At 39.1% G+C, this 22,275-nt stretch carries 17 protein-coding genes and 4 pseudogenes; 9 read left to right on the forward strand and 12 right to left on the reverse strand.

Features of this window, described 5'->3' with window-relative positions:
- Positions 1-98: 98 nt before the first annotated feature.
- Positions 99-1,526, forward strand: coding sequence for a transposase (locus KA717_39040; protein UXE61297.1), 1,428 nt, complete (start codon positions 99-101; stop codon positions 1,524-1,526).
- Positions 1,527-1,741: 215 nt separating this feature from the next.
- Here KA717_39040 and KA717_39045 read toward each other — a convergent pair whose 3' ends face one another.
- On the reverse strand, positions 1,742-2,458 hold the full coding sequence (locus tag KA717_39045; protein ID UXE61298.1) for a hypothetical protein: 717 nt from the start codon (positions 2,456-2,458) through the stop codon (positions 1,742-1,744).
- 203 nt (positions 2,459-2,661) lie between these two features.
- On the opposite strand from KA717_39045, the gene KA717_39050 reads away from it, so the two are divergent.
- Positions 2,662-2,856 (forward strand): transposase, encoded by a 195-nt coding sequence (locus KA717_39050; protein ID UXE61299.1) that lies wholly within the window; start codon positions 2,662-2,664, stop codon positions 2,854-2,856.
- A 17-nt stretch (positions 2,857-2,873) separates the two neighbouring features.
- On the forward strand, positions 2,874-4,049 hold the full coding sequence (locus KA717_39055) for an IS4 family transposase (protein ID UXE61300.1): 1,176 nt from the start codon (positions 2,874-2,876) through the stop codon (positions 4,047-4,049).
- Between the two features lie 9 nt (positions 4,050-4,058).
- Here the strand turns inward: KA717_39055 and KA717_39060 are convergent, their stop codons facing one another.
- On the reverse strand, positions 4,059-4,268 hold the full coding sequence (locus tag KA717_39060; protein UXE61301.1) for a hypothetical protein: 210 nt from the start codon (positions 4,266-4,268) through the stop codon (positions 4,059-4,061).
- Entirely contained in the window at positions 4,234-4,662 is a 429-nt protein-coding gene (locus KA717_39065; protein ID UXE61302.1) for a hypothetical protein, read from the reverse strand. Before KA717_39065 ends, KA717_39060 begins: the two co-directional genes overlap by 35 nt.
- 97 nt (positions 4,663-4,759) lie before the next feature.
- Here KA717_39065 and KA717_39070 point away from each other — a divergent pair, with 97 nt between their 5' ends.
- Positions 4,760-5,458 (forward strand): hypothetical protein, encoded by a 699-nt coding sequence (locus KA717_39070; protein UXE61303.1) that lies wholly within the window; start codon positions 4,760-4,762, stop codon positions 5,456-5,458.
- Positions 5,459-5,644: 186 nt separating this feature from the next.
- Positions 5,645-5,983 carry a hypothetical protein gene (locus KA717_39075; protein ID UXE61304.1) on the forward strand — a complete coding sequence of 113 codons (339 nt, stop codon included), beginning with the start codon at positions 5,645-5,647 and terminating at the stop codon, positions 5,981-5,983.
- Here the strand turns inward: KA717_39075 and KA717_39080 are convergent.
- The 5 genes and pseudogenes from KA717_39080 to KA717_39100 form a co-directional block, all read right to left on the reverse strand.
- Positions 5,956-7,237: pseudogene (locus tag KA717_39080) on the reverse strand (ISKra4 family transposase). The gene KA717_39075 and the pseudogene KA717_39080 sit on opposite strands and share 28 nt — an antisense overlap.
- A gap of 224 nt (positions 7,238-7,461) precedes the next feature.
- Positions 7,462-7,560: pseudogene (locus tag KA717_39085) on the reverse strand (transposase family protein).
- Positions 7,561-7,586: 26 nt separating this feature from the next.
- The gene (locus tag KA717_39090) at positions 7,587-7,886 is read right to left on the reverse strand and encodes a DUF1906 domain-containing protein (protein ID UXE61305.1); all 300 of its coding nucleotides are present in this window, start codon (positions 7,884-7,886) and stop codon (positions 7,587-7,589) included.
- Positions 7,887-8,011: 125 nt separating this feature from the next.
- Complete coding sequence (locus tag KA717_39095) at positions 8,012-8,434, reverse strand: sigma-70 family RNA polymerase sigma factor (protein UXE61306.1); 423 nt, start codon at positions 8,432-8,434, stop codon at positions 8,012-8,014.
- Positions 8,435-8,988: 554 nt separating this feature from the next.
- Positions 8,989-10,325, reverse strand: a pseudogene (locus KA717_39100) (IS5 family transposase).
- A 1,116-nt stretch (positions 10,326-11,441) separates the two neighbouring features.
- On the opposite strand from KA717_39100, the gene KA717_39105 reads away from it, so the two are divergent.
- Positions 11,442-12,794, forward strand: a complete 1,353-nt coding sequence (locus tag KA717_39105; protein UXE61307.1) for an AAA-like domain-containing protein — start codon at positions 11,442-11,444, stop codon at positions 12,792-12,794.
- A gap of 13 nt (positions 12,795-12,807) precedes the next feature.
- Here the strand turns inward: KA717_39105 and KA717_39110 are convergent, their stop codons facing one another.
- The 4 genes and pseudogenes from KA717_39110 to urtD all read right to left on the reverse strand — a co-directional run bounded on the left by KA717_39110 (position 12,808) and on the right by urtD (position 16,525).
- Complete coding sequence (locus KA717_39110; GenBank protein UXE61308.1) at positions 12,808-14,301, reverse strand: Ig-like domain-containing protein; 1,494 nt, start codon at positions 14,299-14,301, stop codon at positions 12,808-12,810.
- Between the two features lie 68 nt (positions 14,302-14,369).
- A pseudogene (locus tag KA717_39115) lies at positions 14,370-14,527 on the reverse strand (IS30 family transposase).
- 93 nt (positions 14,528-14,620) lie between these two features.
- Positions 14,621-15,322 (reverse strand): urea ABC transporter ATP-binding subunit UrtE, encoded by a 702-nt coding sequence (gene urtE / locus KA717_39120; protein ID UXE61309.1) that lies wholly within the window; start codon positions 15,320-15,322, stop codon positions 14,621-14,623.
- 72 nt (positions 15,323-15,394) lie between these two features.
- Positions 15,395-16,525, reverse strand: coding sequence for an urea ABC transporter ATP-binding protein UrtD (urtD, locus tag KA717_39125; protein UXE61310.1), 1,131 nt, complete (start codon positions 16,523-16,525; stop codon positions 15,395-15,397).
- A gap of 903 nt (positions 16,526-17,428) precedes the next feature.
- Here urtD and KA717_39130 point away from each other — a divergent pair.
- The 3 genes from KA717_39130 (at position 17,429) to KA717_39140 (ending at position 22,249) form a co-directional block, all read left to right on the forward strand.
- Positions 17,429-17,725 (forward strand): DUF6399 domain-containing protein, encoded by a 297-nt coding sequence (locus KA717_39130; protein ID UXE64922.1) that lies wholly within the window; start codon positions 17,429-17,431, stop codon positions 17,723-17,725.
- Positions 17,726-18,221: 496 nt separating this feature from the next.
- A complete protein-coding gene (locus KA717_39135; protein ID UXE61311.1) occupies positions 18,222-20,627 on the forward strand; it encodes a hypothetical protein in 2,406 nt (801 codons plus the stop codon).
- Between the two features lie 23 nt (positions 20,628-20,650).
- On the forward strand, positions 20,651-22,249 hold the full coding sequence (locus tag KA717_39140) for a glycosyltransferase family 39 protein (protein UXE61312.1): 1,599 nt from the start codon (positions 20,651-20,653) through the stop codon (positions 22,247-22,249).
- The last annotated feature ends 26 nt before the right edge of the window (positions 22,250-22,275 follow it).

Raw genomic sequence — 22,275 nt, forward strand, 5'->3', positions numbered from 1 at the left:
AAGTGAGAAAAGAAAATCGGACATGCGATACCCAAGAGTGCCGTTATGTCCGAAACTGGCTGATATAGAAAATCGATAGCCAGTGCTATCTATCAATTATGCAACTATGTCAGCGACTAGAGCAAATCCTAGAGAATCTCCGTCCCGCCTTTAGCCGAGAAGCAACGTACCAATGGTTTATCCTATTAGCCTGGGGAGTAGTGCTCAACAGCCAACCGAGCGCAATAACAAGCTATGTCAATGCCTTAGGGTTAACAGAGAGCTACTACCATCAGGCACTACATTGGTTTGAATCCAAGGCATTTAACGTCAAAGGACTGACCTTGGGATGGTCGAAGTGGGTAAGTCAGCATGAAAATCTATATCGAATCAAGGAAAAACGAGTGTATGTGGGGGATGGAATCAAAGTGGGGAAAGAAGGGCGCAAGATGCCAGGGGTAAAACGACTACACCAAGAATCCGGAAATGTGGCGAAGCCAGAATGGATAAGGGGGCATTACTTCAATGCCTTGAGTGTTTTGGTGGGAGCAGGAAAAGCCTGCTTTGCCTTGCCCTTAGTGTTGCGGCTAGACGATGGCATCAAGTCCAAAGCAACGGCAAAGGAAGGGAAAAAAGGCAGCAAAAAAGAGAAGACTACTCTAGTCACGAAAATGGGGGAGCTTTGCACTACCTACGCAGAGGCGGGAAGCTATGTGATTTTGGATGCTTACTTCGCTTGTGGAGCAGTGCTCAAAAGTTTTCGCCAAAATGCCTTGCATCTCATCACCCGAGTGCGTTGCTCTACAGTGGCATATGCTCCCTTTTCTTCCGTTCCGACCTTGAGGGGGAAAGGACGACCACGGCTTTGGGGGAGTTCAATAAAACTAGAAAGCCTGTTTGCTCTTGTGGAGGATTTTCCCACCGCTAAAGTCTGGCTCTATGGTCAACAAGTCTCCGTTTCTTATCAGTGCTTTGAGTTCCACTGGGATAGTCCCCATCAGCTCGTTAAGTTTGTCCTCACCCAATTGCCCAACGGACAAAGACTGATTCTGCTTTCTACTGACCTCTGTTTGACTGGACCTGAGATTATTGCCGCTTACGGTCTCCGATTTAAGATTGAAGTCACTTTTCGTCAATTAATCCATCTTTTGGGCGGCTTTGCCTATCGTTTTTGGCTTAAGGCTCTTCCTACTTTACCGACCTGGCCTAGCAATCTTATCCTCCCTGACTATCCCCAAACTGTTCAGACTCAGATTTTAAACAAAGTAGAAGCCTTTGAGCGTTTTGTTAATCTTCATGTCATTGTTCTCGGCTTACTTCAAATTCTTTCCTTAGAGTTACCCCAGGGGATTTGGGCTAATTTCCCTCGCTGGTTTCGGACTCTACCCTCCCATGGCTATCCTAGTGAACGCATTGCTCAACTAGCCATCCAACATCAAGCCCCAATGATTTTTCCTCAAAGTCCACCTAGTCTGCTTTTGCCTAAATTCCTTGCCGCTAAACTTGACCCTTTTCCAAGTCCTGATAGACTTACTTTGGCCGCATAGTCATTACCTTCTCTGCCATCCATAAACTTCCCACTGTCCAGTTTTGTGAGGAGTGATTTGTGTTGACCTTTTTAGACAGAAAGGAACAATAGATTAAATAAAATCTGTATTTTGATTTGTTTCCATAAGGATAAGTTATCTATGCTTTTTCAGTCCATACTTCCCTAACCCACAACCCACAGGGTGCGACCTTTAGTTGATAAAAGCTGTTGTAATCAGGGTTCTACAGGGAACCCATATTGATCAAGTTTTGCCCAAAATTGACTCCATCGTTCCTTGGTCAATACCAAAGCTCGTAGGCTCAAAATAATTCCTGCTCCTTTTTCCTTCCATCGCATCCCTGAACAACATAATCGTTGTTTGACCAACGTCTTACAAGCTGCTTCCGTAACACCTGAACCAATCGGATACTTTTTCTCTATGTATTCAGCATAATCCATTTGATGCTGATGATTCTCGTAATAAGTAATCGCCGCTTGTAGTTTCTCGGTAAGATTCTTAGAATGACTTTTTTCTTCTTTGACTTCTTTCATCAGATTTAGCAGTTCTCCTGCTTTTCCTTTTTCATGCTTGAGTTCTCGACAATTTTCAGTCAACCATTCTTTTTGTTTTGACACGGTATTCGGATGCAACGCTTCTGCCAAGGCACCTAAGTAACCAGAGGCATGATAGAAATCTAATATCTGTTCTTCCGTTTGCTTTTCTAAAAACTTCCAATTTGATTCTGCCCCGTCTGCTATCCCGACCAATGTTGCCTCTGGATAACGGTTTTTCGCTCGCTCAATTTCTCTTTCTAATCTTTCTAGAAAACTCTTTTTTCCATACTCTGGTGCCGCACCTAGATAGATTGTATGTTGACGTTCGCCTTCACTATCGTATAGGGAAACGGTTCCCACCATTGCTTCACGGTAGCCATCCTCACACATCAGCATACCTGACTTTTCCCGTTAAGTCCAAAATCCAGCAATGCAAACTTCTAGAGGCTTTATCTGGCAAGGGTTTGAGTAATGATTCTCTTGACAGGAAAAAAATATTCTGAAGCCATCATCCCGCTTATCGTTCAAATTTCAAAAACAAAGGATGAAGGGAGTATGAGACTGTAAAATGGAGAAAATCTTAAAGGGCAGGTCAAAAAATGTTGGAATGGTGGACAAAAAACTTTGCCAGTTGTGAATTGGGAGACGAGAGGCTAAACAATCGTGCCTTCTCGATTGGGAAAAAGTTAAGTGAGGGGTTTGGAAAAGCCTTATCAGAAGTGTTTAAGGGAGGAAACGAGTTAAAGAGGGCCTATGAATTTTTGGGAATCCGAAAACAGACTTTGTCAAGATAATAGAGCCGCACTGTGAAATGACAACTGCCGCCGTAGAAGAATATAAGATAATGCTATCAGTCGGAGATACGACCTTCTTAGATTATCGCAATATCAAGGAAAAAAGGGAAGGGTATGGGCCGACTGGAAAAGGAGGGAATGGATTAATACTGCATAGTGCTTTAGCAATTGAGCCAGAAAAAGGACAAGTATTAGGTTTATTATGGCAAAAACTGTGGAATAGGGAGGTAAAAGAAAAGCCCCCAACAGATGAAACGGCGAAGCAGAAAAAAGAAAGACAGAAAGAACAAAGAAAAGCAGCTCGTCAAAGACCATTTGAGGAAAAAGAATCCTACAAATGGGTAGAGGCTCTAAACACCTGTGAGAAACAGGTAGAAAGTTCAACGAGGGTAATTCATGTATTTGACAGAGAAGGAGATGTTTCAGAAGTCTTTGACTCAGTGCGTCAACTCAAGCATACAGGAGTGCTGGTCAGAGCGTCTCATAATCGTAGTTTAGACAAAAATAGTGAACGACTTTGGCAACATTTGGAATCAGAACCGATTCGTTTTCATCAAGAAATCGAGATTCCGAGTACAGGAAAAAGAAAAGCACGGAAGGTTAAGCTTGCCGTCCGATTTTGCTCAGTTAATCTACGAACTCCCTATCGTTTTGATAATCGTGACCCGTTGAATGTCTATGCTGTTTATGCGACAGAAATCGATTGTCCCGAAGGCGAAACTCCTTTATCTTGGATGCTTCTGACTACAGAAGTTGTTGAGACTATTGAGATGGCTGTCACTATTCTTCGTTGGTACACCTACCGATGGCGGGTTGAAGAATTTCATAAAGTCCTTAAGTCTGGTTGTCAGAGTGAGCGTTATCGACTTGCCTCTGATGGAATGAAAACTCTTTTGGGTTTTTTAAGTGTCATTGCTGTTGAACTTTTACACGTTACTTATCTTCATCGTACCCAGCCCGATGCTCTCGCGATTGAAATTCTTAATCCTCTTCAACTTCAGGTGTTAAAAGCAGCCGCCTCTCAAAAACTTCCCCCTATTTTGACTGTTGCTTGGGCTGTCGAGTCTGTTGCTTTTCTTGGTGGTTATCTTGAACATCGTCGTAAAACTCCTCTCGGTATCCAAGTCCTTTGGCGCGGTTGGTTGAAGTTGCATGACCTTTGCCAAGGCTGGCAGCTTGCAATCCGCACTTAACGGGAAAAGTCAGATCAGCATACAGGTTCCATCTAATCCTATTCCCACTGTTGCAATTTGGCTATCCTCCTTGGGCGGGGCATAACTCCACGCTTCTTCTTTTGCCTGTACCACACTTCCTACTGCTTCACTCAATCTTTGGATATAGGATAGCGCTACTTTTCTACCATGATTTTCTAATAAATCATTTTTCACCTCTTTGCCTGCCATCCCTGACATTTTTGAGGATACCTGTTTTGCCAATAATGGCGTTGATGTTATGATTATCCTTGCTTCTCTTTCTAAGGGGCAATACGTTTTTCCTCAAAGGTGAACGCTGATATACATGACGATTCACTATAACCTCACCATAAGGTGTTTGATATTCTTTCGGTTGCTCTCCCTTACTCTTCCAGATTTCTTCACCGATTTTTAAGGGTGAACCATCTGTATCTAAATATTTCAAGGCTTCTTTGCTGGCGATGCAACCTACTTCGTTTAAGCCTTTTTGAATATTTATTTCTGTATCCAACATTGAACGACTGAGTTCTAATGTTAGTTCTATTTTTATCTTTGAACCCTCTACATTAATTAGTTTTGCTGTCATCATTGTTTCCTCTTTGTCACTTTTCATCCCATGTTAACACTTTTCTTTTCCTTCATCAACTAAAGGTCACACCCAACCCACATTTCTTTCGTTTTTTGACTTTTTCAGCAAGCCCTATGTAATTTTGGATGCTTATTTCGCTTGCAAACCAGTGCTCAAAAGTTTTCGCCAGAACGCCTTGCATCTAATCACAAGAGTGCGTTGCTCTACAGTCGCCTATGCCCCCTTTTGTTCCGTGCCGACACTGACGGGGAGAGGACGACCACGGATTTGGGGGAGTTCGATAAAACTAGCAAGTCTGTTCGCTCTGGTGGCGGACTTTCCGACGGCCAAAGTCTGGCTCTATGGTCAACAAGTCACGGTTTCTTATCAGTGCTTTGAGTTCTACTGGGATAGTCCCCATCAGCTCGTCAAGTTTGTTCTGACCCAATTGCCTAACGGACGACGACTGATTCTGCTTTCTACTGACCTCTGTTTGACTGGACCTGAGATTATTGCTGCCTACGGTCTCCGATTTAAGATTGAAGTCACTTTTCGTCAATTAGTCCATCTTTTGGGCAGCTTTGCCTATCGTTTTTGGCTTAAGGGTCTTCCTACTTTACCTACCTGGCCCAGCAATCTTATCCTCAGTGACTATCCTCAAGCTGTTCAGACTCAGATTTTAAACAAGGTAGAAGCCTTTGAGCGTTTTGTGGAACTGGTATCGTCTGATCAAAGTTGGAAAAAGTTATGGTGTAACCCACATTCCGCAGGTTGTCGAAGAGGAGCACTAGTTCACGCGAGCTGGTATCGGTACTTGTGCATTGATTTCGGGCAAGGATAAAAAATGTCAATAAAGTTCTAAAATGGAGTCTTGTCTTAGATAGAATCAACAGTAAAAATCTGGACAGTGGGAAGTTCTCGAGCAGGGTAAGTGAGAAAAGAAAATCGGACATGCGATACCCAAGAGTGCCGTTATGTCCGAAACTGGCTGATATAGAAAATCGATAGCCAGTGCTATCTATCAATTATGCAACTATGTCAGCGACTAGAGCAAATCCTAGAGAATCTCCGTCCCGCCTTTAGCCGAGAAGCAACGTACCAATGGTTTATCCTATTAGCCTGGGGAGTAGTGCTCAACAGCCAACCGAGCGCAATAACAAGCTATGTCAATGCCTTAGGGTTAACAGAGAGCTACTACCATCAGGCACTACATTGGTTTGAATCCAAGGCATTTAACGTCAAAGGACTGACCTTGGGATGGTCGAAGTGGGTAAGTCAGCATGAAAATCTATATCGAATCAAGGGGGTGCGACCTTTAGTTGATAAAAGCTGTTGTAATCAGGGTTCTACAGGGAACCCATATTGATCAAGTTTTGCCCAAAATTGACTCCATCGTTCCTTGGTCAATACCAAAGCTCGTAGGCTCAAAATAATTCCTGCTCCTTTTTCCTTCCATCGCATTCCTGAACAACATAATCGTTGTTTGACCAACGTCTTACAAGCTGCTTCCGTAACACCTGAACCAATCGGATACTTTTTCTCTAAGTATTCAGCATAATCCATTTGATGCTGATGATTCTCGTAATAAGTAATCGCCGCTTGTAGTTTCTCGGTAAGATTCTTAGAATGACTTTTTTCTTCTTTGACTTCTTTCATCAGATTTAGCAGTTCTCCTGCTTTTCCTTTTTCATGCTTGAGTTCTCGACAATTTTCAGTCAACCATTCTTTTTGTTTTGACACGGTATTCGGATGCAACGCTTCTGCCAACGCTCCTAAGTAACCAGAGGCATGATAGAAATCTAATATCTGTTCTTCCGTCTGCTTTTCTAAAAACTTCCAATTTGATTCTGCACCATCTGCTATACCGACAAATTTTGCCTCTGGATAACGGTTTTTCGCTCGCTCAATTTCTCTTTCCAATCTTTCTAGAAAACTCTTTTTTCCGTACTCTGGTGCCGCACCTAGATAGATTGTCTGTTGGCGTTCTCCCTCACTATCGTATAGGGAAACGGTTTCCACCATTGCTTCACGGTAGCCATCCTCACACATCAGCATACAGGTTCCATCTAATCCTATTCCCACTGTTGCAATTTGGCTATCCTCCTTGGGCGGGGCATAACTCCACGCTTCTTCTTTTGCCTGTACCACACTTCCTACTGCTTCACTCAATCTTTGGATATAGGATAGCGCTACTTTTCTACCATGATTTTCTAATAAATCATTTTTCACCTCTTTGCCTGCCATCCCTGACATTTTTGAGGATACCTGTTTTGCCAATAATGGCGTTGATGTTATGATTATCCTTGCTTCTCTTTCTAAGGGGCAATACGTTTTTCCTCAAAGGTGAACGCTGATATACATGACGATTCACTATAACCTCACCATAAGGTGTTTGATATTCTTTCGGTTGCTCTCCCTTACTCTTCCAGATTTCTTCACCGATTTTTAAGGGTGAACCATCTGTATCTAAATATTTCAAGGCTTCTTTGCTGGCGATGCAACCTACTTCGTTTAAGCCTTTTTGAATATTTATTTCTGTATCCAACATTGAACGACTGAGTTCTAATGTTAGTTCTATTTTTATCTTTGAACCCTCTACATTAATTAGTTTTGCTGTCATCATTGTTTCCTCTTTGTCACTTTTCATCTCATGTTAACACTTTTCTTTTTCTTCATCAACTAAAGGTCGCACCCTCTCAGAATCGCAATATTTTAGAATTTATGACTGACGCAGTTAGAGCTAATCGCAAAGGAACCACTCCTCCTTCTTTGTTACCTCAGTAGCTGTTACACTCCCTCCGAACGATTACCTTATTTTTAAAATTCGCAACTTGTGACCGTGTTCAGTATATCAATGAGTTTATGCCGTTTTGTTCGTTCGATGCGAGGGTCATCTATTTCGGCAAAGTGTTCTACCAGTCTATATTTGGGTCGGAGTTTCATCGCTTTTGTTTTCTATGCACTTTCCCTTATTTTCCCTTATCCATCCCTCTATAATGTTCTTGTATCTGTATCATTTTTAGGTGCGTTCGCCCTGCGGAAACGTGTTGGACGGGCATGAGAGCCAAGCCTCCCTGCAAAATGCCTAAAGCTTCTTGATAAGTCAAATCGCCTCGAGCTTCCCCTTCACTGAGAGAGAGATAGCGAATACAAAACTTGTAACCTTGACTGGCAAATTGCTGGGCCGTTGCTTGGGAAATAACACTGTCGGCATCGAAACCGAGAGATTTGTTGGGTGCGCCCTGGACGATTCCTGGTAATTGGGTCATAAAAAATAATTCCTAATTAAGAGGGGATTGCTCTATTCTCTAGACAGTTGAGAAGGTCAACTGTGAATTTTATTTTGAGCAGATTTACTAGATTTGGATTTGAGAAGAAAAGGTGTGAAAAATTGTTACATTTCGTCACATAGATAGGCTTTAAGCTCCTGTTTCAGTTTTGTCCGCGCCAACTGCACCCGTTTCCGTGCATTACAAACCGAGATAGACTGCGATCGCGCAATATCGGTATAGGATTGTTTTTCGTAGAAACGTAAATAAAAAGATCGATAGAGCGTTGGAGGTAAATGAAGGACAGATTGCTGAAATTTTTCTTCTAGCTCTTGTTTAAGGACAGCAGATAGGGGAGATAAAAACCGGTCATTCGTCACATTATCCTCCAGTAATTCCGTGAAAAGTGGAGAAGAATGAGTTTTGCGATACTGGTCTAAATAAAGATGAAATAGTAACTGTCGCAACCAGGCTTTAATACAATAAATGCGTTCAAAGTGACGAGAAAACTTTTGGTAAGCAGCAATTCCAAATTCAAACAGTAACATAAGATACAGACGTTATCTCGCTTTTATGCAGTTAAAAGAGATTTCGCTGATTTCTGACGTTTTTCGTACTTCCTCCTCGAATCTTAGCCTCTTGGAGAGTCAGCAACCTGCAAACAAACTTGATCAATCACTAAATAGAGCATTACGCTGATTCCACATATTGATACAAAACCCCTTGACCGTAAGCACTTCAAGGCTTTTGTATCTTGGACTACATTCTGAATTTGGAATTGCTGTTTGGTAAGCCTTCAACATTCCCTGGTGGAGTAAGTCCTGACTTAGATCGGGGTTATAGTTGAGCCATTTTAAGCAACAGCGATATAAGTAGGGCTTGCTGAAAAAGTCAAAAAACGAAAGAAATGTGGGTTAGGGAAGTATGGACTGAAAAAGCATAGATAACTTATCCTTATGGAAACAAATCAAAATACAGATTTTGTTTAATCTATTGTTCCTTTCTGTCTAAAAAGGTCAACACAAATCACTCCTCACAAAAGAGAGGAAAATTAACACCATTTTTCACAAGAAAAACGACTCTACAACTTTTTACTTTTTGTCTTCTGAAGTAGAGTAGAAAGATTCATTACCAAAAAGTTCATCGCAATTACCGTTTCCGAGGTCTCAGGTAGTTTGGCCATCACTCGACCAAGACTAAATTTCCTCTTTCCCTGTCCGAATTTACCCTCAATGGCATTACGCACTCTTTCATCTGAGCGTGCCTCTTTCTTTTTTTCTTTGCTCACCTCTTTCGGCGGTCTTCCCAATCGGGGACCACTCATTCTTATATCCCTTTCTTTACAATAAGCTCGATTCGCTTTTGTTCGATAGATTTTATCCACATGAACCGATTCCGGATAACATCCTGTTTCCCTTTTATATTCTTCTATTCGCGCTTGTAAATCTCCCGATTCGTTGTAATTATCCCAACTTAATTTGTCTAAGAAGACAAAGCCATTCACATTACTTGCCGATATTTTAGCTCCAAACTCTACTGCTTTTCCCGCTTTTCCACGCACTATTGGACGCACGTGAGGTTGGCTTACACTCACAATTCTGTTTTCTACTTTATTTGTCTTTTTTTCATACATTTCTAACTGTTGCTCATACACTTTTCCTATCGTTACAAGCTCTTCTTGCTCTTTTTTCGTTAGTTTTTCTAACTTTGCTCCCTCTTCTATCATTTTTTCTATATCAGACAAGTTTCTTTTTATATATCCTAGTTGTTTTTTTGTTCCTTTTCTTCTTTCTTTTTTTGACACACGACGTTTTTTTGCTATGGCTAAGTACTCTTTTCTTGCCACTTCCCTATAAGTCCTCGGCTTTTCTTTCCTTTTCTCTTTTATTTCTTCATACAGCTTATCTATTATTTTTTCTGTTTTTTCTCTGGCATCATTCAATATTCCTATATCCGTTGGATATTTTATATCTGCTGGTGTACAAGTCGCATCTAACAATAACTTTCCTTCATTTTCTTTTTTTTCTGACGCTACACCCGTCGCTTTTTTTCTATTTCTTTATTAATTTTATTTATTAATTCCATTCCTATTTTTTTACGAAAATGAACCATCATTGACGCATTAAATGCTTCTTTGCTACTATAGCTTTCCATTCCTATAAAGTACTGTAAATAAGGGTTCTCTTTTATTTGTTCTACTGTTTCTCTGTCACTTTTTCCTGAAATTTCTTTGATAATTAATGCTCCTAATGCCATTCTAAATGATTTGGCTGGGGCTCCTTTTTTTTCTGTGAAGTTTTTTGCATATTCTTCCTCATATTCTTCCCAGGGAATCATTTTTGACATTTCTATCCAACGATTTTCTTCGTCTAACTGCCCGCCGAACAGATTTTTCAAGTTTTCTGGTGTTTCAATTGAGTACTGTTGCTTTCGGTACATCTGCTTTCTCTCTTCTTAATGCAATGGTTTTGAGGCATTCTACCCTATTTTCGTGCATTCTAGCGGTTCTTAATTCGCCTACTATTTTTCTCCGTAAAGGTTTCAGCTTTTTTCAGCAAGCCCTAAGTAGGGTTGGAACTGTAACCAATTTTGCCAAAATAAAGTATGAGTTTTCTCAAGGGTTGTTTTGTCCTGATGAAATGAAGAAAAGGGACGATTTAAGGAAGTTATAGGAGAAGAATGAAAGAGGGCTAAAGCGTCCAAATTATTTCTCTGCTTAACAAACATTGGATTCCTCCATAATCTAGATCTCGTTCTGAAATACCTAAACAGTCTAGGTCTCTTTAAATTTCATTCTGTCGTTAAAATTCATATAATTCAATACCCAAATATCTGTATTTTTATATGCACTATAGTCTCTAAGTAAATCTACGTTGTTGTCTGATTAAAAGCTGCTGAACATCGAAAAAATATGTTCATTAAATCAATAAAGTCAGGATATTTATCTGTATTTCTAGAATTGTCTAGAAACTTATTAACTTAAGTGCTTCTGAGTTGATGCACTAATTTCTCCGATCAGGTTTATAAACCCTTATCGTATAAAGATTTTTTAAGCTTCACTTACTCTCTAAAGATAATTTTAGAGCATTCAATATTTAAATAAATTATGGTAAGAGTTGGCAAGCAATTATAAAATTTTTTCAGAAATTAGGCGTAGTCATTTAAATATCAGCATAGAATCCAGATATTCGATCATCTCATTTCAGAAATGTATGATTTGAAAGTAAGCTGATTTAGCTTGAGGCTCAGGTTTGTAATGACTTGAAAGATCTGGAAAAATACTTAGATAGCTGGGTTCAAACGCTCTAATTATGTGAGATGAATCTTAAAGTCTTTATTTTCAACAGTTCTAGGCAAACTTTTCTGCTATAGGATCCTGGGGCAACTTTCAGGGATAGACCAGATAGCGAAATTCTCTGGAAACTATAGAGCCTATTCTCAAGTCAACAAACATTAATAATATTCCGATAGATCGATTATTAAGGGTATTTTCATCACTTTGCTAATTATTTTTCTCAAGTATTGTCTAATTTAAGTCCTTTCATGAATTCAAGATTGACCTTTACTTGGGAACAGGCAAAGCAAATGATAGAAGAAGCTATTTTTGCCCATTTTGGTGAATCATTAAAGGAAATTCAATTAAACCTATTACAGGATAGTTGGGATGGCTTAAACTATCAGCAAATCTCTCAAAAACACCATCTTTCTGTTAATTATTTGCGGGGAGATGTTGGGCCAAAGTTATGGCATAAATTGTCAATAGTACTCAAAAAAGACGTTACGAAGACTAATTTTAAAAGTGTCTTAGAACAAATTCATCAAAATCAATTTCAGATAGAAAGTTCTTCTTTCTCAATCGCATCCATCCCATTAACTGATTTTCCCTTTCCTGAAGGTTCTGTTCCGCCCAATTCTCCCTTTTATCAGGAACGTGGAATTGAATCCTTTTGTTATCAGGTTATTCGTCAACCTGGAGCCTTATTACAAGTGCGATCGCCGCAACGGATGGGCAAAACTTCTTTATTAAAAAAAATTCTTGATCAGGCTAAATTAGAATCCTATCAAACCTTATATTTAGATTTGTGGCGTGTTGAACCGCCTATTTTAGTTAACTGGCATCATTTTTTGCAGTGGTTCTGTTTCACCTTAGCCAAAGAATTGCATTTAGAAGATCCTCTATTTTCTGATTGGGATACCAGTATTTGGAGTAGTAGTGATCATTGCAAAAATTACTTTGAAAATTATATTTTACCCAGTTTAGAAGAACCGTTAGTTTTAGCCTTAGATGATTTAGATCAAATTTTCTTAAAAGAAGAAATGATTCATTTTTTTTTAAGGATGATACGAAGTTGGCATGAGGAAGCTAAATCATCAAGCTCTTGGCAGAAATTACGTTTAGTCATTGCTTATTCAACGGCAACGATTCGCTTTTGGCAGATTGATCCTACCCTCTTAAGCCAAGGAGTATTAGTAGAATTAGGGGATTTTCACAAACAACAGATTGAGAATTTAGTTAGGATTCATCAATTATCATTCTCTGACGAAAAAATTAATAGTTTAATGGCAATGCTAGGAGGGCATCCCTATCTCATTAGAATGGCTTTATACCAACTCAAAACTACCGCTCTGAGTTTAGAAGACTTTCTGCAAGAAATTTCTATTTCAGGTGGGATTTATCATCATTATCTGGATCAACAAATACAGATAATCAAGGACTACCCTGAACTGTCGATGGCTTTTAAAAGAATTCTGGCAGCCGATCACCCTATATTACTCAATCAGGCGATCGCCTATCGGTTATGGAGTTTAGGACTAGTTAAAAAACAAGGCCATAAGGTAATGATAAAATATCATTTATATCATCATTATTTTAAGAATCTCAGTTATTTTATCCCGGCCATGACTTAGATTTTATCATTAATTATGGGGCCCATTGCGGACGAATACCAGGTAAGGGCAACTCTTTCAGATCGGGTTGTTTCTGACTTCCTTCTGGTGGTGGAATTAAGAGCCATAATTTACCACTCACCACTGATTCTCCTGAGTCCGTACTTAAACTACTGTTAATTTGATTGCCTCGATTGACTAAAACCTGATCAAATAATAAAGCCAAACTATCTGGGGATAAACTAACTTTAGTGTCTCGATACTCTGGTAAAGCCACTAAGGGGGTGACTTTTTGGCTTTGAAGATCGATTTTAGCGAAATAGGGTCGCTCTTGATAATTTGGCCCTGCCAATAATTCCGTCAGTAAGCAATAGAGTTGACGATTGTTCCCTGTAAACTGACAATTAATAATAGAGCCGTTAGTATTTAATAATTCTTTTTGGACACCACGATTATTGACATAAAATAGCGATCGCTGGTAGCGTTTCTGAGAACTATCGGTATTGTAATTAATCAAAGCTGCCGCCGTGCCATCGGGAGAAAAATTAAGTAATTGACCAAACTTAGGTAAAAAATCGAGCGGTTTAGCATCAGCTTGCAGGGGTAAAATACCAATCCCTTCTCCCCTAGCAACCGCTAAACTTTGACTATCCGGCGCAATTTTAAAATCACCTCCCATCACTTTTAAGGGTGTGGGTTGTTCATCTTCTTTGAGCATCCAAAGATCAAAATCTGCCGGATTCTGACGATTAAGCCGTTGTACAACAATGGTTTTGCCATCAGCCGCAATATCAAATTGATTATTTTGATAATCTTTATTGTCTAAAACCAAAGTTGGTTCAGGGATAGACTGGGAAAGTTGTTCGGGATTAAGCTCTAAACTGTAGAGTTTTAATTGGCGCAAACCTTCAAATCCGAGTGTTTTATCAGCCGCAGAAAATATAACTCGATCGCCCTTGCCATTGAATTTAAAATCGACGACAGTTAAATGACTAGGGGTTAATAATAGCTTTTTTTGTTGGGTTAAATTATAATAAATTAGCCGACCTTGCTCAATGCCTTCTGTACCAATATAGGCAAAGGCGCGATCTCGGCTCCGAAATTCTCCAATGAAAGATTGCATGGTTTTCCCATCGGTGGGACTACCATAAAAATGCTCTTTCGCATCAGTCAATTGTACTTGATATTTTTCACCGTAGGCGATCGGAGCATCTAAGGTATAGGCCAATTTACGGCCAGCCCAACTAAATTTTCCTGCTAGGGGAGGATGAATGACCAAATTTTTTTCTACCGTTTGGTGATCCATGGGCCGATCAAAGGTCAGAATAAAAGCTTTATCGGCTGCCCCTAATTGTCGATCTTGCCAGCTAAAGTCGATCACCTTAGGACGATTTTCTAACCAACAATGATCTTGGTCACGACAAGCTAAATTTCCCCAGACTAACCCTGCCATGACGACACTTAACGCACCGATTAACGTCAGAGCCGCTTTATCAATGGGTTCAGTAATTAGTTTTGAGCTTAGCATTGTCGTCATAAATGGCAGTAGGAGTAGTGAACTAATGTCCATTCAGCTTTAAAGTACATAATACCTGATTATATATTATAGAATACCTCATCGGGAGTTTGATAGTCAAAATTTTTTGAGGTCGATTATTAACTAAATTTACAGCTTTTTTTACCTCTTCTGTCTTAACTATTTTAAAGTTTATCCCTTTGGGAAAAGACTGTCTTAATAGACCATTGTTAGTGTTCCAAATCCGTGGAAATACATCTGAGACAGCCAAATTCAAAGCGGCTGTTAGTCTTGTAAACATCTTTGATAATCTTGTCTCGATCGCCCATGATCAAACGGCTAAAAAGCGTTGAATAACCTCTTGGCTTAATTCTTTGGTCGGGCCTGATGCCACAATTCCACCCTTTTGCATGGCATAGTAGCGATCGGCTTGACGGACAAAGTGCAAATGTTGTTCGACTAAAAGAACGGAAATGCCGGTGGCTTCAATGATACGACGAACAGCCGCCTCAATTTCTAAAATAATGGAAGGTTGAATGCCTTCGGTGGGTTCATCTAAAAGTAATAATTTGGGTTTTCCCATTAAGGCACGGGCGATCGCCAATTGTTGTTGTTGACCCCCACTGAGATCTCCCCCCATACGAGATAACATCGTTTTGAGCACCGGAAACAGATCAAAAATTTCATCAGGAATATCCGCATTTTTAGGACGACCAGAGGGTCTAGCTTCCATGCCTAATAATAAATTTTCCCGAACCGTTAAACGGGGAATGACATCACGACCCTGGGGAACATAGCCAATCCCTAATCTGGCGCGATTATCAGTGGTTTTCGGATTAATATTTGCCCCTTCATAGGTGATTTTTCCAGTACGAGGCTTCAGTAAACCCATAATCGTTTTCAGTAGTGTTGTTTTACCAACTCCATTGCGACCAATTAAACAAACCATCTGGCGATCAGGAATGGTCATATCCACATTTCGTAAAATATGACTTTCACCGTAATAAACATTCAAATCAGAAATTTGTAACATGAACTTTAGGAATTTAATGTTTAATCAGACAAGTGTTGAGAAATAACGAATAAAAGCCTTACATCGCAACTTTTAAGCAGAATAACTTGTTCCTAGCTCTGACTCCAATTTTGTCAGTACCTCTAGCGGGACATTTAAAGCCTTCACTATTGTTTGATAGGCTGTCCATTCTAGATCCTGAGTATCATGACTGCCCAAAATTTGGCGACTTAGACTTAAAATGAGTTGACGTTCTTCTGGATCCGTAATCTCAGCAATCATCACTTCTAGATTGGTGTCAACCCCTTGCAGAAGATAATCCTTCAGTTCTTCCCGTAGTTTAGTCTGTTCTTGGGGATTGTCTGCAAAAACTTGACTTAATTTATCGAGAATAATCTCCATTTCTATTGGCAAAATTTTGCCATCAGCATCGGCAACCGCAGCAATAACGCGAAGCAGTTTAAGTTGATGGGGAGATAAACTGGATTCATGACCTAGATAAACTTCAATGACACGAGCATCATTTTGAACTTCATCCATCGTGCCTTCACATAATACCAAACCTTGATGTAAAACAGTAACTTTTCGCGCAATCTGTCGCACAAATTCCATATCATGTTCAATGACCACAATGGAATGACTTTCCGCTAGTTCTAGCAGTAAGGCTCCCACATTCTCGGTTTCTTCATCAGTTAATCCTGCTACGGGTTCATCTACTAGTAACAGATCAGGGGATTGAGCCACTAACATGCCAATTTCTAAGCGTTGTTTTTCGCCGTGAGACAATAGGGCGGCGGGGAGTTTTGCTTTTGGTGTTAATCCAATGGTTTCTAAGAGACCAACAATACTGCGATGCTCGGCAGCAGAAGCCTTATTAAAGAGGGTTGACCAAACATTTTTGGTTCGATTGACAGCTAGATCTAAGTTTTCACTAACGGTTAAGTTGAGATAGACACGCGGTGTCTGAAACTTACGGCCAATACCTAGACAGGCAATTTTATATTCGGGTGTTTTTCTGATATCTTTGCCTTTAAAAAGTACCCGTCCTTGGGTTGGCTGAACTTTGCCGGTAATAACATCTAGAAAGGTTGTTTTTCCCGCTCCATTAGGGCCAATAATCACCCGTAGTTCGCCAGCATCCATACTAAAGTTAAGCTGGTTGAGGGCTTTAAAACCATCAAAGTTAACGGTTAAATCTTCAATCTCAAGGATCTTAGCTGTCATTTTGTTGATATACAGATAGGGATGGCTTGTCTTTTTTAAGATAGTCTAATCAGAGGATTTTTCGAGGTAATATTAGGGATTAACATACCTCAACTTCCCTGAAAATAAAACTTTTTTCGTTGATACTATCAGATGGGCAGTCATCTTTCTGTGTAAAATGTGGCAGTATTTTGGGACGCGATCGCCGTACTTTCTGAGCGGTACTTTCTGAGCAGTACTTTCTGAATGGCTGGTGATTGAAACCGGTAAACTTCCCAGAACCCCATGATAAAATAGCAAAAGAAGTCAGCAATTCTAAATTTGAAAAATTAGGAAGAGTTAGCCAAGGGAAGTAGGGCTGATTCATTCTCTGGTTTGATTCCTTTTTTGTCTCTCTTCAATCGCTTATGGGGTAAGCAAAGTAAGGTATTTTTAAAAATTTTCAGATATTTATTCTGAGAAATCGCCTTAAAACCTTGCCAGATAAGGATTTGATTGATTGAGATTTGTTAGAATGAATCAGCCCTACCCCCCTCTTGATAATCACGGATATAGCTTGTCACCTTGTTTACTGGAACTCCTGCTAATTTAGCAATTTTTTGATGAGACAATCCCTGACTTTTTAGCCATAAAACTCTACCTGTAAATAATTCGTTGATAGATTATCCTGTTAAACGGTACGATAGGGCTTTCGAGCTCACGTCAGATGTAATCAACGAAAATTTTACAGCAAGATAAAACTTCCATCTTTAGCTGCACTCTAGGATGCGGGTGATTAAACCGACCGTAAGACAACAATCTTTTGTCTTCTTCTGTAAATTCTAACTTAATCATTTCTCAGCCTCTTGACTAATTTTTTTATTTTTATTATATTATCTCTTATTTTTAAAATTCGCAACTTGTGACCGTGTTTAGTATATTTGGATATGTTCCAAGTTTCAGCGCACTTCTTCCGCCGTCGAGGGGCGTAACGGCTATTTATCCGCCCTTCACCATGCCAATCGTGGCTTCACTGAACAGACCTTAACCGTTCTCACCATCATCCCTAATTTTGATCTTCAACGTCACGATGGCACTACTGCTGCCCAACGTCTTTTTGGTAAGCCCTTCCCAAACTTGTTTGCCTCGATTCTTTTAACTATGGGTGACTTACCTCGACCCAGACACTCACGAAAACCTCGGAAGTCCACAACCATTACCCTAACTACTGTCCCTTCTTAAGTTGCTACCCGTTTTTTACTGGCATAGCTTTTCTCCCTTTTTATTTTCATTATATGCTATTTAGATGACTAACAGCTTATTCTCAATAAGTTTTTGCTTAATGACATTAAACTTCTCTACTCTCTAACAAATAACATTTACTGAAACCTTTACTGAGTAAGCTTTTTCCCTTTACGAGAAAAGCATTAAGTTTTGTATGCGGTCGCCCTACTTGTTAATGGCTTATGCTTGACAGCCCACGATCATTCGTCGTTATGATATGCTACCCACATTCAGCACTTTTTAACACTTGATCGATAAGTTCTAGTAATATATCTCTTGTAACCCTTACACTGTAAAGATTAGGACAGAATACCGACCAATTCTTAGTTGTAATAAATTGTAACTAAAATTCTCAGGAAAAACTGATAATTGAAAATCTTTATCAATATGAAGTTCTCAAATGAAGGTTTTTCGTGAAAAGGCTTTTGGGTGGGTTAAAAAATAAAAAGATATATTGAGAAGTGCTGAATGTGGTATGATATTGCTGAACCATAGCGAGGAAAGCCAAGGAGGGTTTAACGGAATGATCAATAAATTTCTTATTCTTATTAAGAGAATTAGTCTCTGCTTTCTATTAATTATCTTATTTTTCACGGTTAACGGACAATCGGCCTGGGCACATAGACCCCACGATGTCGTCACACAATTAGAAATTTCTCCTTCATATAATCAGGATAAAGCCATATTTATTGTCGTCCGCGATAACTTATTTAAATCCACCGATGGTGGAGATAAGTGGACGCGGCTGATTAAGGGATTAGATAATAGTTCTGACTTGGAATCCTTAGCCATCTCTTCCCAAAATCCCAATTTTTTATTAATTTCTTCCTTGGGAAATGGAATTTATAAGTCAGAAAATGGGGGGAGTTCTTGGTTAAAAGTTAACAATGGATTAACTGATTCTAAAGTCGATCTCATCGAAATTTCTCCTCAGTCTGATGCGATTATTTTAGCGGCGGGATATAAAAAAGGACTCTATCGAACCGAGGATGAAGGTAACAATTGGGTTTCGGTTATCAAGGATAATAAAATTACTGCGATCGCCTTTTCTCCTGAGAAGAAAGAACAGGTTTTAGCGGGAGACAATCAAGGAAAATTATCCATTTCTGAGGACGAAGGAAAAACCTGGTCAAACCTTTCGACGCTGAAAAATCAAGGAACAATTACAACCATTGCCATTTCTCCTAACTTCTCAAAAGATAAAACTGTGTTGGTTGGTACGGATAAGGGGGGAGTTTTAAAAAGTGGCGATCGAGGAGTTTCCTTTGTTCCTGTAAATCAAGGTATTACTGATAAAAACATTAGAGATATTGTTATTGTTTCAACGCCGAAAAAAGACTTAGATCTATTTGTTTCTACCTGGAATGAGGCGGTATTTCGCTCAACGGATAGAGGTAAAACTTGGGTTCAAAATAACAAAGGTTTGCTTAAAGAATCTCAAGCGGATGAACTCCATAGTCCTCATTTTGGTAAGATCAGAGTTTCTCCTGCTTTCAACCAAGATCAAACCATTTTCATTGGTGGCTTTAATGGACTTTTTCAATCAACAAATGGTGGTAAAAATTGGCAAGAATTAGAAACCTTATCTAAAGGAACAATTACTAGCTTAGCCATTTCTCCCAACTATCAAAACGACTTATCTTTGGCGTTAGTCACCTACGTAGGAAATATCTATATCAGTCGAGATCAAGGAAAAACCTGGATTTCTCCCCATAAAGGACTAGAAATTCCCCGTTTCACTAACAGTTTTAAGAAACGCAGTCAGGATCCTCGCCGTTTCTTTGATGTTGCTTTTTCTCCTAATTATGAAGCCGATAAAACGCTATTTGCTACGGTTCTCTGGACTAATGTTTTAAAATCAACTAATCAAGGAGAAAATTGGAAAATAATTGCCTTGCCTGATGCTAAGGGTGAGGCATTGCGGGGATTAACAATCGTTGCTTCTCCGAGTTTTGCCTCTGATAAGACGCTTTATACCGGCACTCAATATGGCGGTATTTTTCGTTCGACAGACAGGGGAAAAACTTTTGCCTTCCTTAGCAACGTTGGCAATCAACGAACCAATGAACCTCTCTCTCTAGTAATATCTCCTAATTTTTCCATCGATAAAACCCTATATGCTGCTGGTACTAACGGAGTTTATCAAAGTCTTGATGGAGGAGCAACTTGGAAATCTTTAACTGAAGGAACTCCCCTAAGCCAGAAAAAAAGTATTCAGTTAGCTATCTCGCCAAACTATCAGGCAGACAAAACTCTTCTTGCCGGGACAAATCAAGGTCTTTTTATTACAAAAGATCAGGGAAAAAGCTGGTCAGAAATACAAAGTTCTGCCTATGGTAAAGAAGTTTATGCCAAAGGAGTTGCTATTTCCCCTGATTATAAAAAGGATCAAACCTTTATTATTAGTACCCAAGGCAGGGGATTATTTAAAACTGTCGATGGGGGTCAAAACTTTACGAAAATTGGCGATGATACCATTGAATTAGGTAAGATGAATGCTGTTCCTTCTGCAGGTATTCCCATTCATTTTTCTCCAGCCTACGCTGTTGATAAAACCCTTTATGGCTTTGGTTCAGCAACAACAGATGTTTATAAATCAACTGATAGGGGGAATACTTGGGAGGTGATTTCTCTCCCTCAAGTAAATCATGATAGTTATGATTGGTTGACCTATCTTAGTCTTTGGTTAAAGATTAACCGTCGCCAAGTTACCAAGATTGTGGCAGCTATAGTTGGAGGTTTATTAGCTTATTTCTTGTTTGGCTATCTAAAATTAGAGAAGAAATTACCTATCAGTAAACCCATCGCTAAAGTTGGAGTGGCAATAATTGTATTTGTTGCTATTCTGATTTTATTGTAATTAGGTGCAATGAGGAAATAAAAATGCTTAATCAACTAAGAGACAGAACTTTCGAGAAACTGAACGGCTGGAAATTTTTAATTATTCTATTGTTAACAATAGGGGTATTTTTACGGTTTGCTCATCTCGATGAAAAAGTTTATAGTGCTGATGAAGTCAGAAAGATTTTATGGCTTTCTGGCTATAGTAAGCAAGACTTTATTGAAGAAGTTTTTACAGGAGATATCGTTACTGCTGGAGAGTTAAGAAAATACCAGCACCCTAACTCAGAACGTACTTTCGCTGACTCAATGAAAGTTCTAAAGAGTAATACTGAACACGTTCCCTTACATCATATAGTAACAAGGTTTGGGATGCAATTATTGGGAGGGCATCCATCAGCACGAATTGTCTCAATCTGCGTGAGTTTTTTGTCTTTTCCTTGTCTGTATTGGTTGTGTATTGAGTTATTTGGCTCTCCATTGACAGGATGGATAGCAATTGCTTTGACTGCAATTTCTCCATTCCATATCTTAGTTTCTCAAAATGTAAGTGCCTATACTTTGTGGACAGTAACCACCTTATTATCTAGTGCAGCGTTGCTGAGAGCATTAAGAGTAAAACATAAAAGTAGCTCGCTGATTTATTTTCTTGCTCTAGCTCTGGGATTTTATAGTCATTTATTTTCTTTTATAGTTGCTTTTGGGCAAGGTATTTATGTCTTTGTCATAGAAGGTTTTAAATTATCTAAAACTTTTATTTATTTCCTATTCGCATCTGTACTTGCTTTATTATCTTTTAGTCCTTGGATTATCAATTTTGTTAATAATTTATCTAGAGTCGATGAAGGCACAAGCTACTATAAGCAATTTAAAGTTAGTTTTATTCAGCTTATTATTGCTCTTTACTACAATATTAATAAGGTTTTTATTGACTTTTTTCATCGACAAGGAAAGCTAGAAAATTTACTCCATTTCTTCCTATTTTTGTTAATTATTTATTCACTGTATTTCTTGGTGCGTTATACTGCTAAAAATGTCTGGCTATTTGTCACAATGCTTATCGTCTTAGTTCCAATAGCTCACATTATAGCTAACTTTATTACTCCCTCAGCACTGCATATACAATCCAGATATTATCTCCCTTGTTTTTTAGGTATTCAATTAGCAGTTGCTTACCTCTTAGCTTCCAAAATAGGTTCAAAGTCGCTTCAATTATGGCAGCGCAGTCTTTGGTCTATCATCTTATTGATAATATTCACAATGGGAATTACCTCTGGAACAATTATAATGCAAACCAGAACAGCAGGTCTAGACGACCAGAAAGGAACAGCCAGTGGTCAGAATTTAGAGATCGCTCCTTTGATTAATCAAGCAGAGAAACCTTTGGTTATTAGTGATACAACTCACAGTTTTGTTTTAGCATTAAGTTATCTACTCAAACCTGAAGTTTGCCTTCAGCTATTCCCAAAGAATGATATCCAGCAGTGGCAACAAAGACTAAATTTATCTGAAGATACTCAAGATTTTAGTGATGTCTTTCTTTACTTTCCTAATGATGATTTTCTGAATTTTATCAAGCAAGATAAAAATTTTTACTTGGAATCAGTGCAGGGAAAAATCTATAAAATTGTCAAGAATTAGCTAAGCTAATAGATTCTAATTTTTGT

It is taken from the genome of Woronichinia naegeliana WA131 (assembly GCA_025370055.1).
Lineage (GTDB): Bacteria > Cyanobacteriota > Cyanobacteriia > Cyanobacteriales > Microcystaceae > Woronichinia > Woronichinia naegeliana.

Bases quoted from the DNA above. Each gene is read 5' to 3' on its own strand.
- KA717_39095 (UXE61306.1), bottom strand. From the start codon at position 8,434: ATGTTACTGTTTGAATTTGGAATTGCTGCTTACCAAAAGTTTTCTCGT.
- urtE (UXE61309.1), bottom strand. From the start codon at position 15,322: ATGTTACAAATTTCTGATTTGAATGTTTATTACGGTGAAAGTCATATT.
- KA717_39065 (UXE61302.1), bottom strand. From the start codon at position 4,662: ATGAAAAGTGACAAAGAGGAAACAATGATGACAGCAAAACTAATTAAT.
- KA717_39055 (UXE61300.1), top strand. From the start codon at position 2,874: ATGACAACTGCCGCCGTAGAAGAATATAAGATAATGCTATCAGTCGGA.
- KA717_39060 (UXE61301.1), bottom strand. From the start codon at position 4,268: ATGTCAGGGATGGCAGGCAAAGAGGTGAAAAATGATTTATTAGAAAAT.
- urtD (UXE61310.1), bottom strand. From the start codon at position 16,525: ATGACAGCTAAGATCCTTGAGATTGAAGATTTAACCGTTAACTTTGAT.
- KA717_39040 (UXE61297.1), top strand. From the start codon at position 99: ATGCAACTATGTCAGCGACTAGAGCAAATCCTAGAGAATCTCCGTCCC.
- KA717_39050 (UXE61299.1), top strand. From the start codon at position 2,662: ATGTTGGAATGGTGGACAAAAAACTTTGCCAGTTGTGAATTGGGAGAC.
- KA717_39110 (UXE61308.1), bottom strand. From the start codon at position 14,301: ATGCTAAGCTCAAAACTAATTACTGAACCCATTGATAAAGCGGCTCTG.
- KA717_39045 (UXE61298.1), bottom strand. From the start codon at position 2,458: ATGCTGATGTGTGAGGATGGCTACCGTGAAGCAATGGTGGGAACCGTT.
- KA717_39140 (UXE61312.1), top strand. From the start codon at position 20,651: ATGCTTAATCAACTAAGAGACAGAACTTTCGAGAAACTGAACGGCTGG.
- KA717_39075 (UXE61304.1), top strand. From the start codon at position 5,645: ATGCAACTATGTCAGCGACTAGAGCAAATCCTAGAGAATCTCCGTCCC.
- KA717_39090 (UXE61305.1), bottom strand. From the start codon at position 7,886: ATGACCCAATTACCAGGAATCGTCCAGGGCGCACCCAACAAATCTCTC.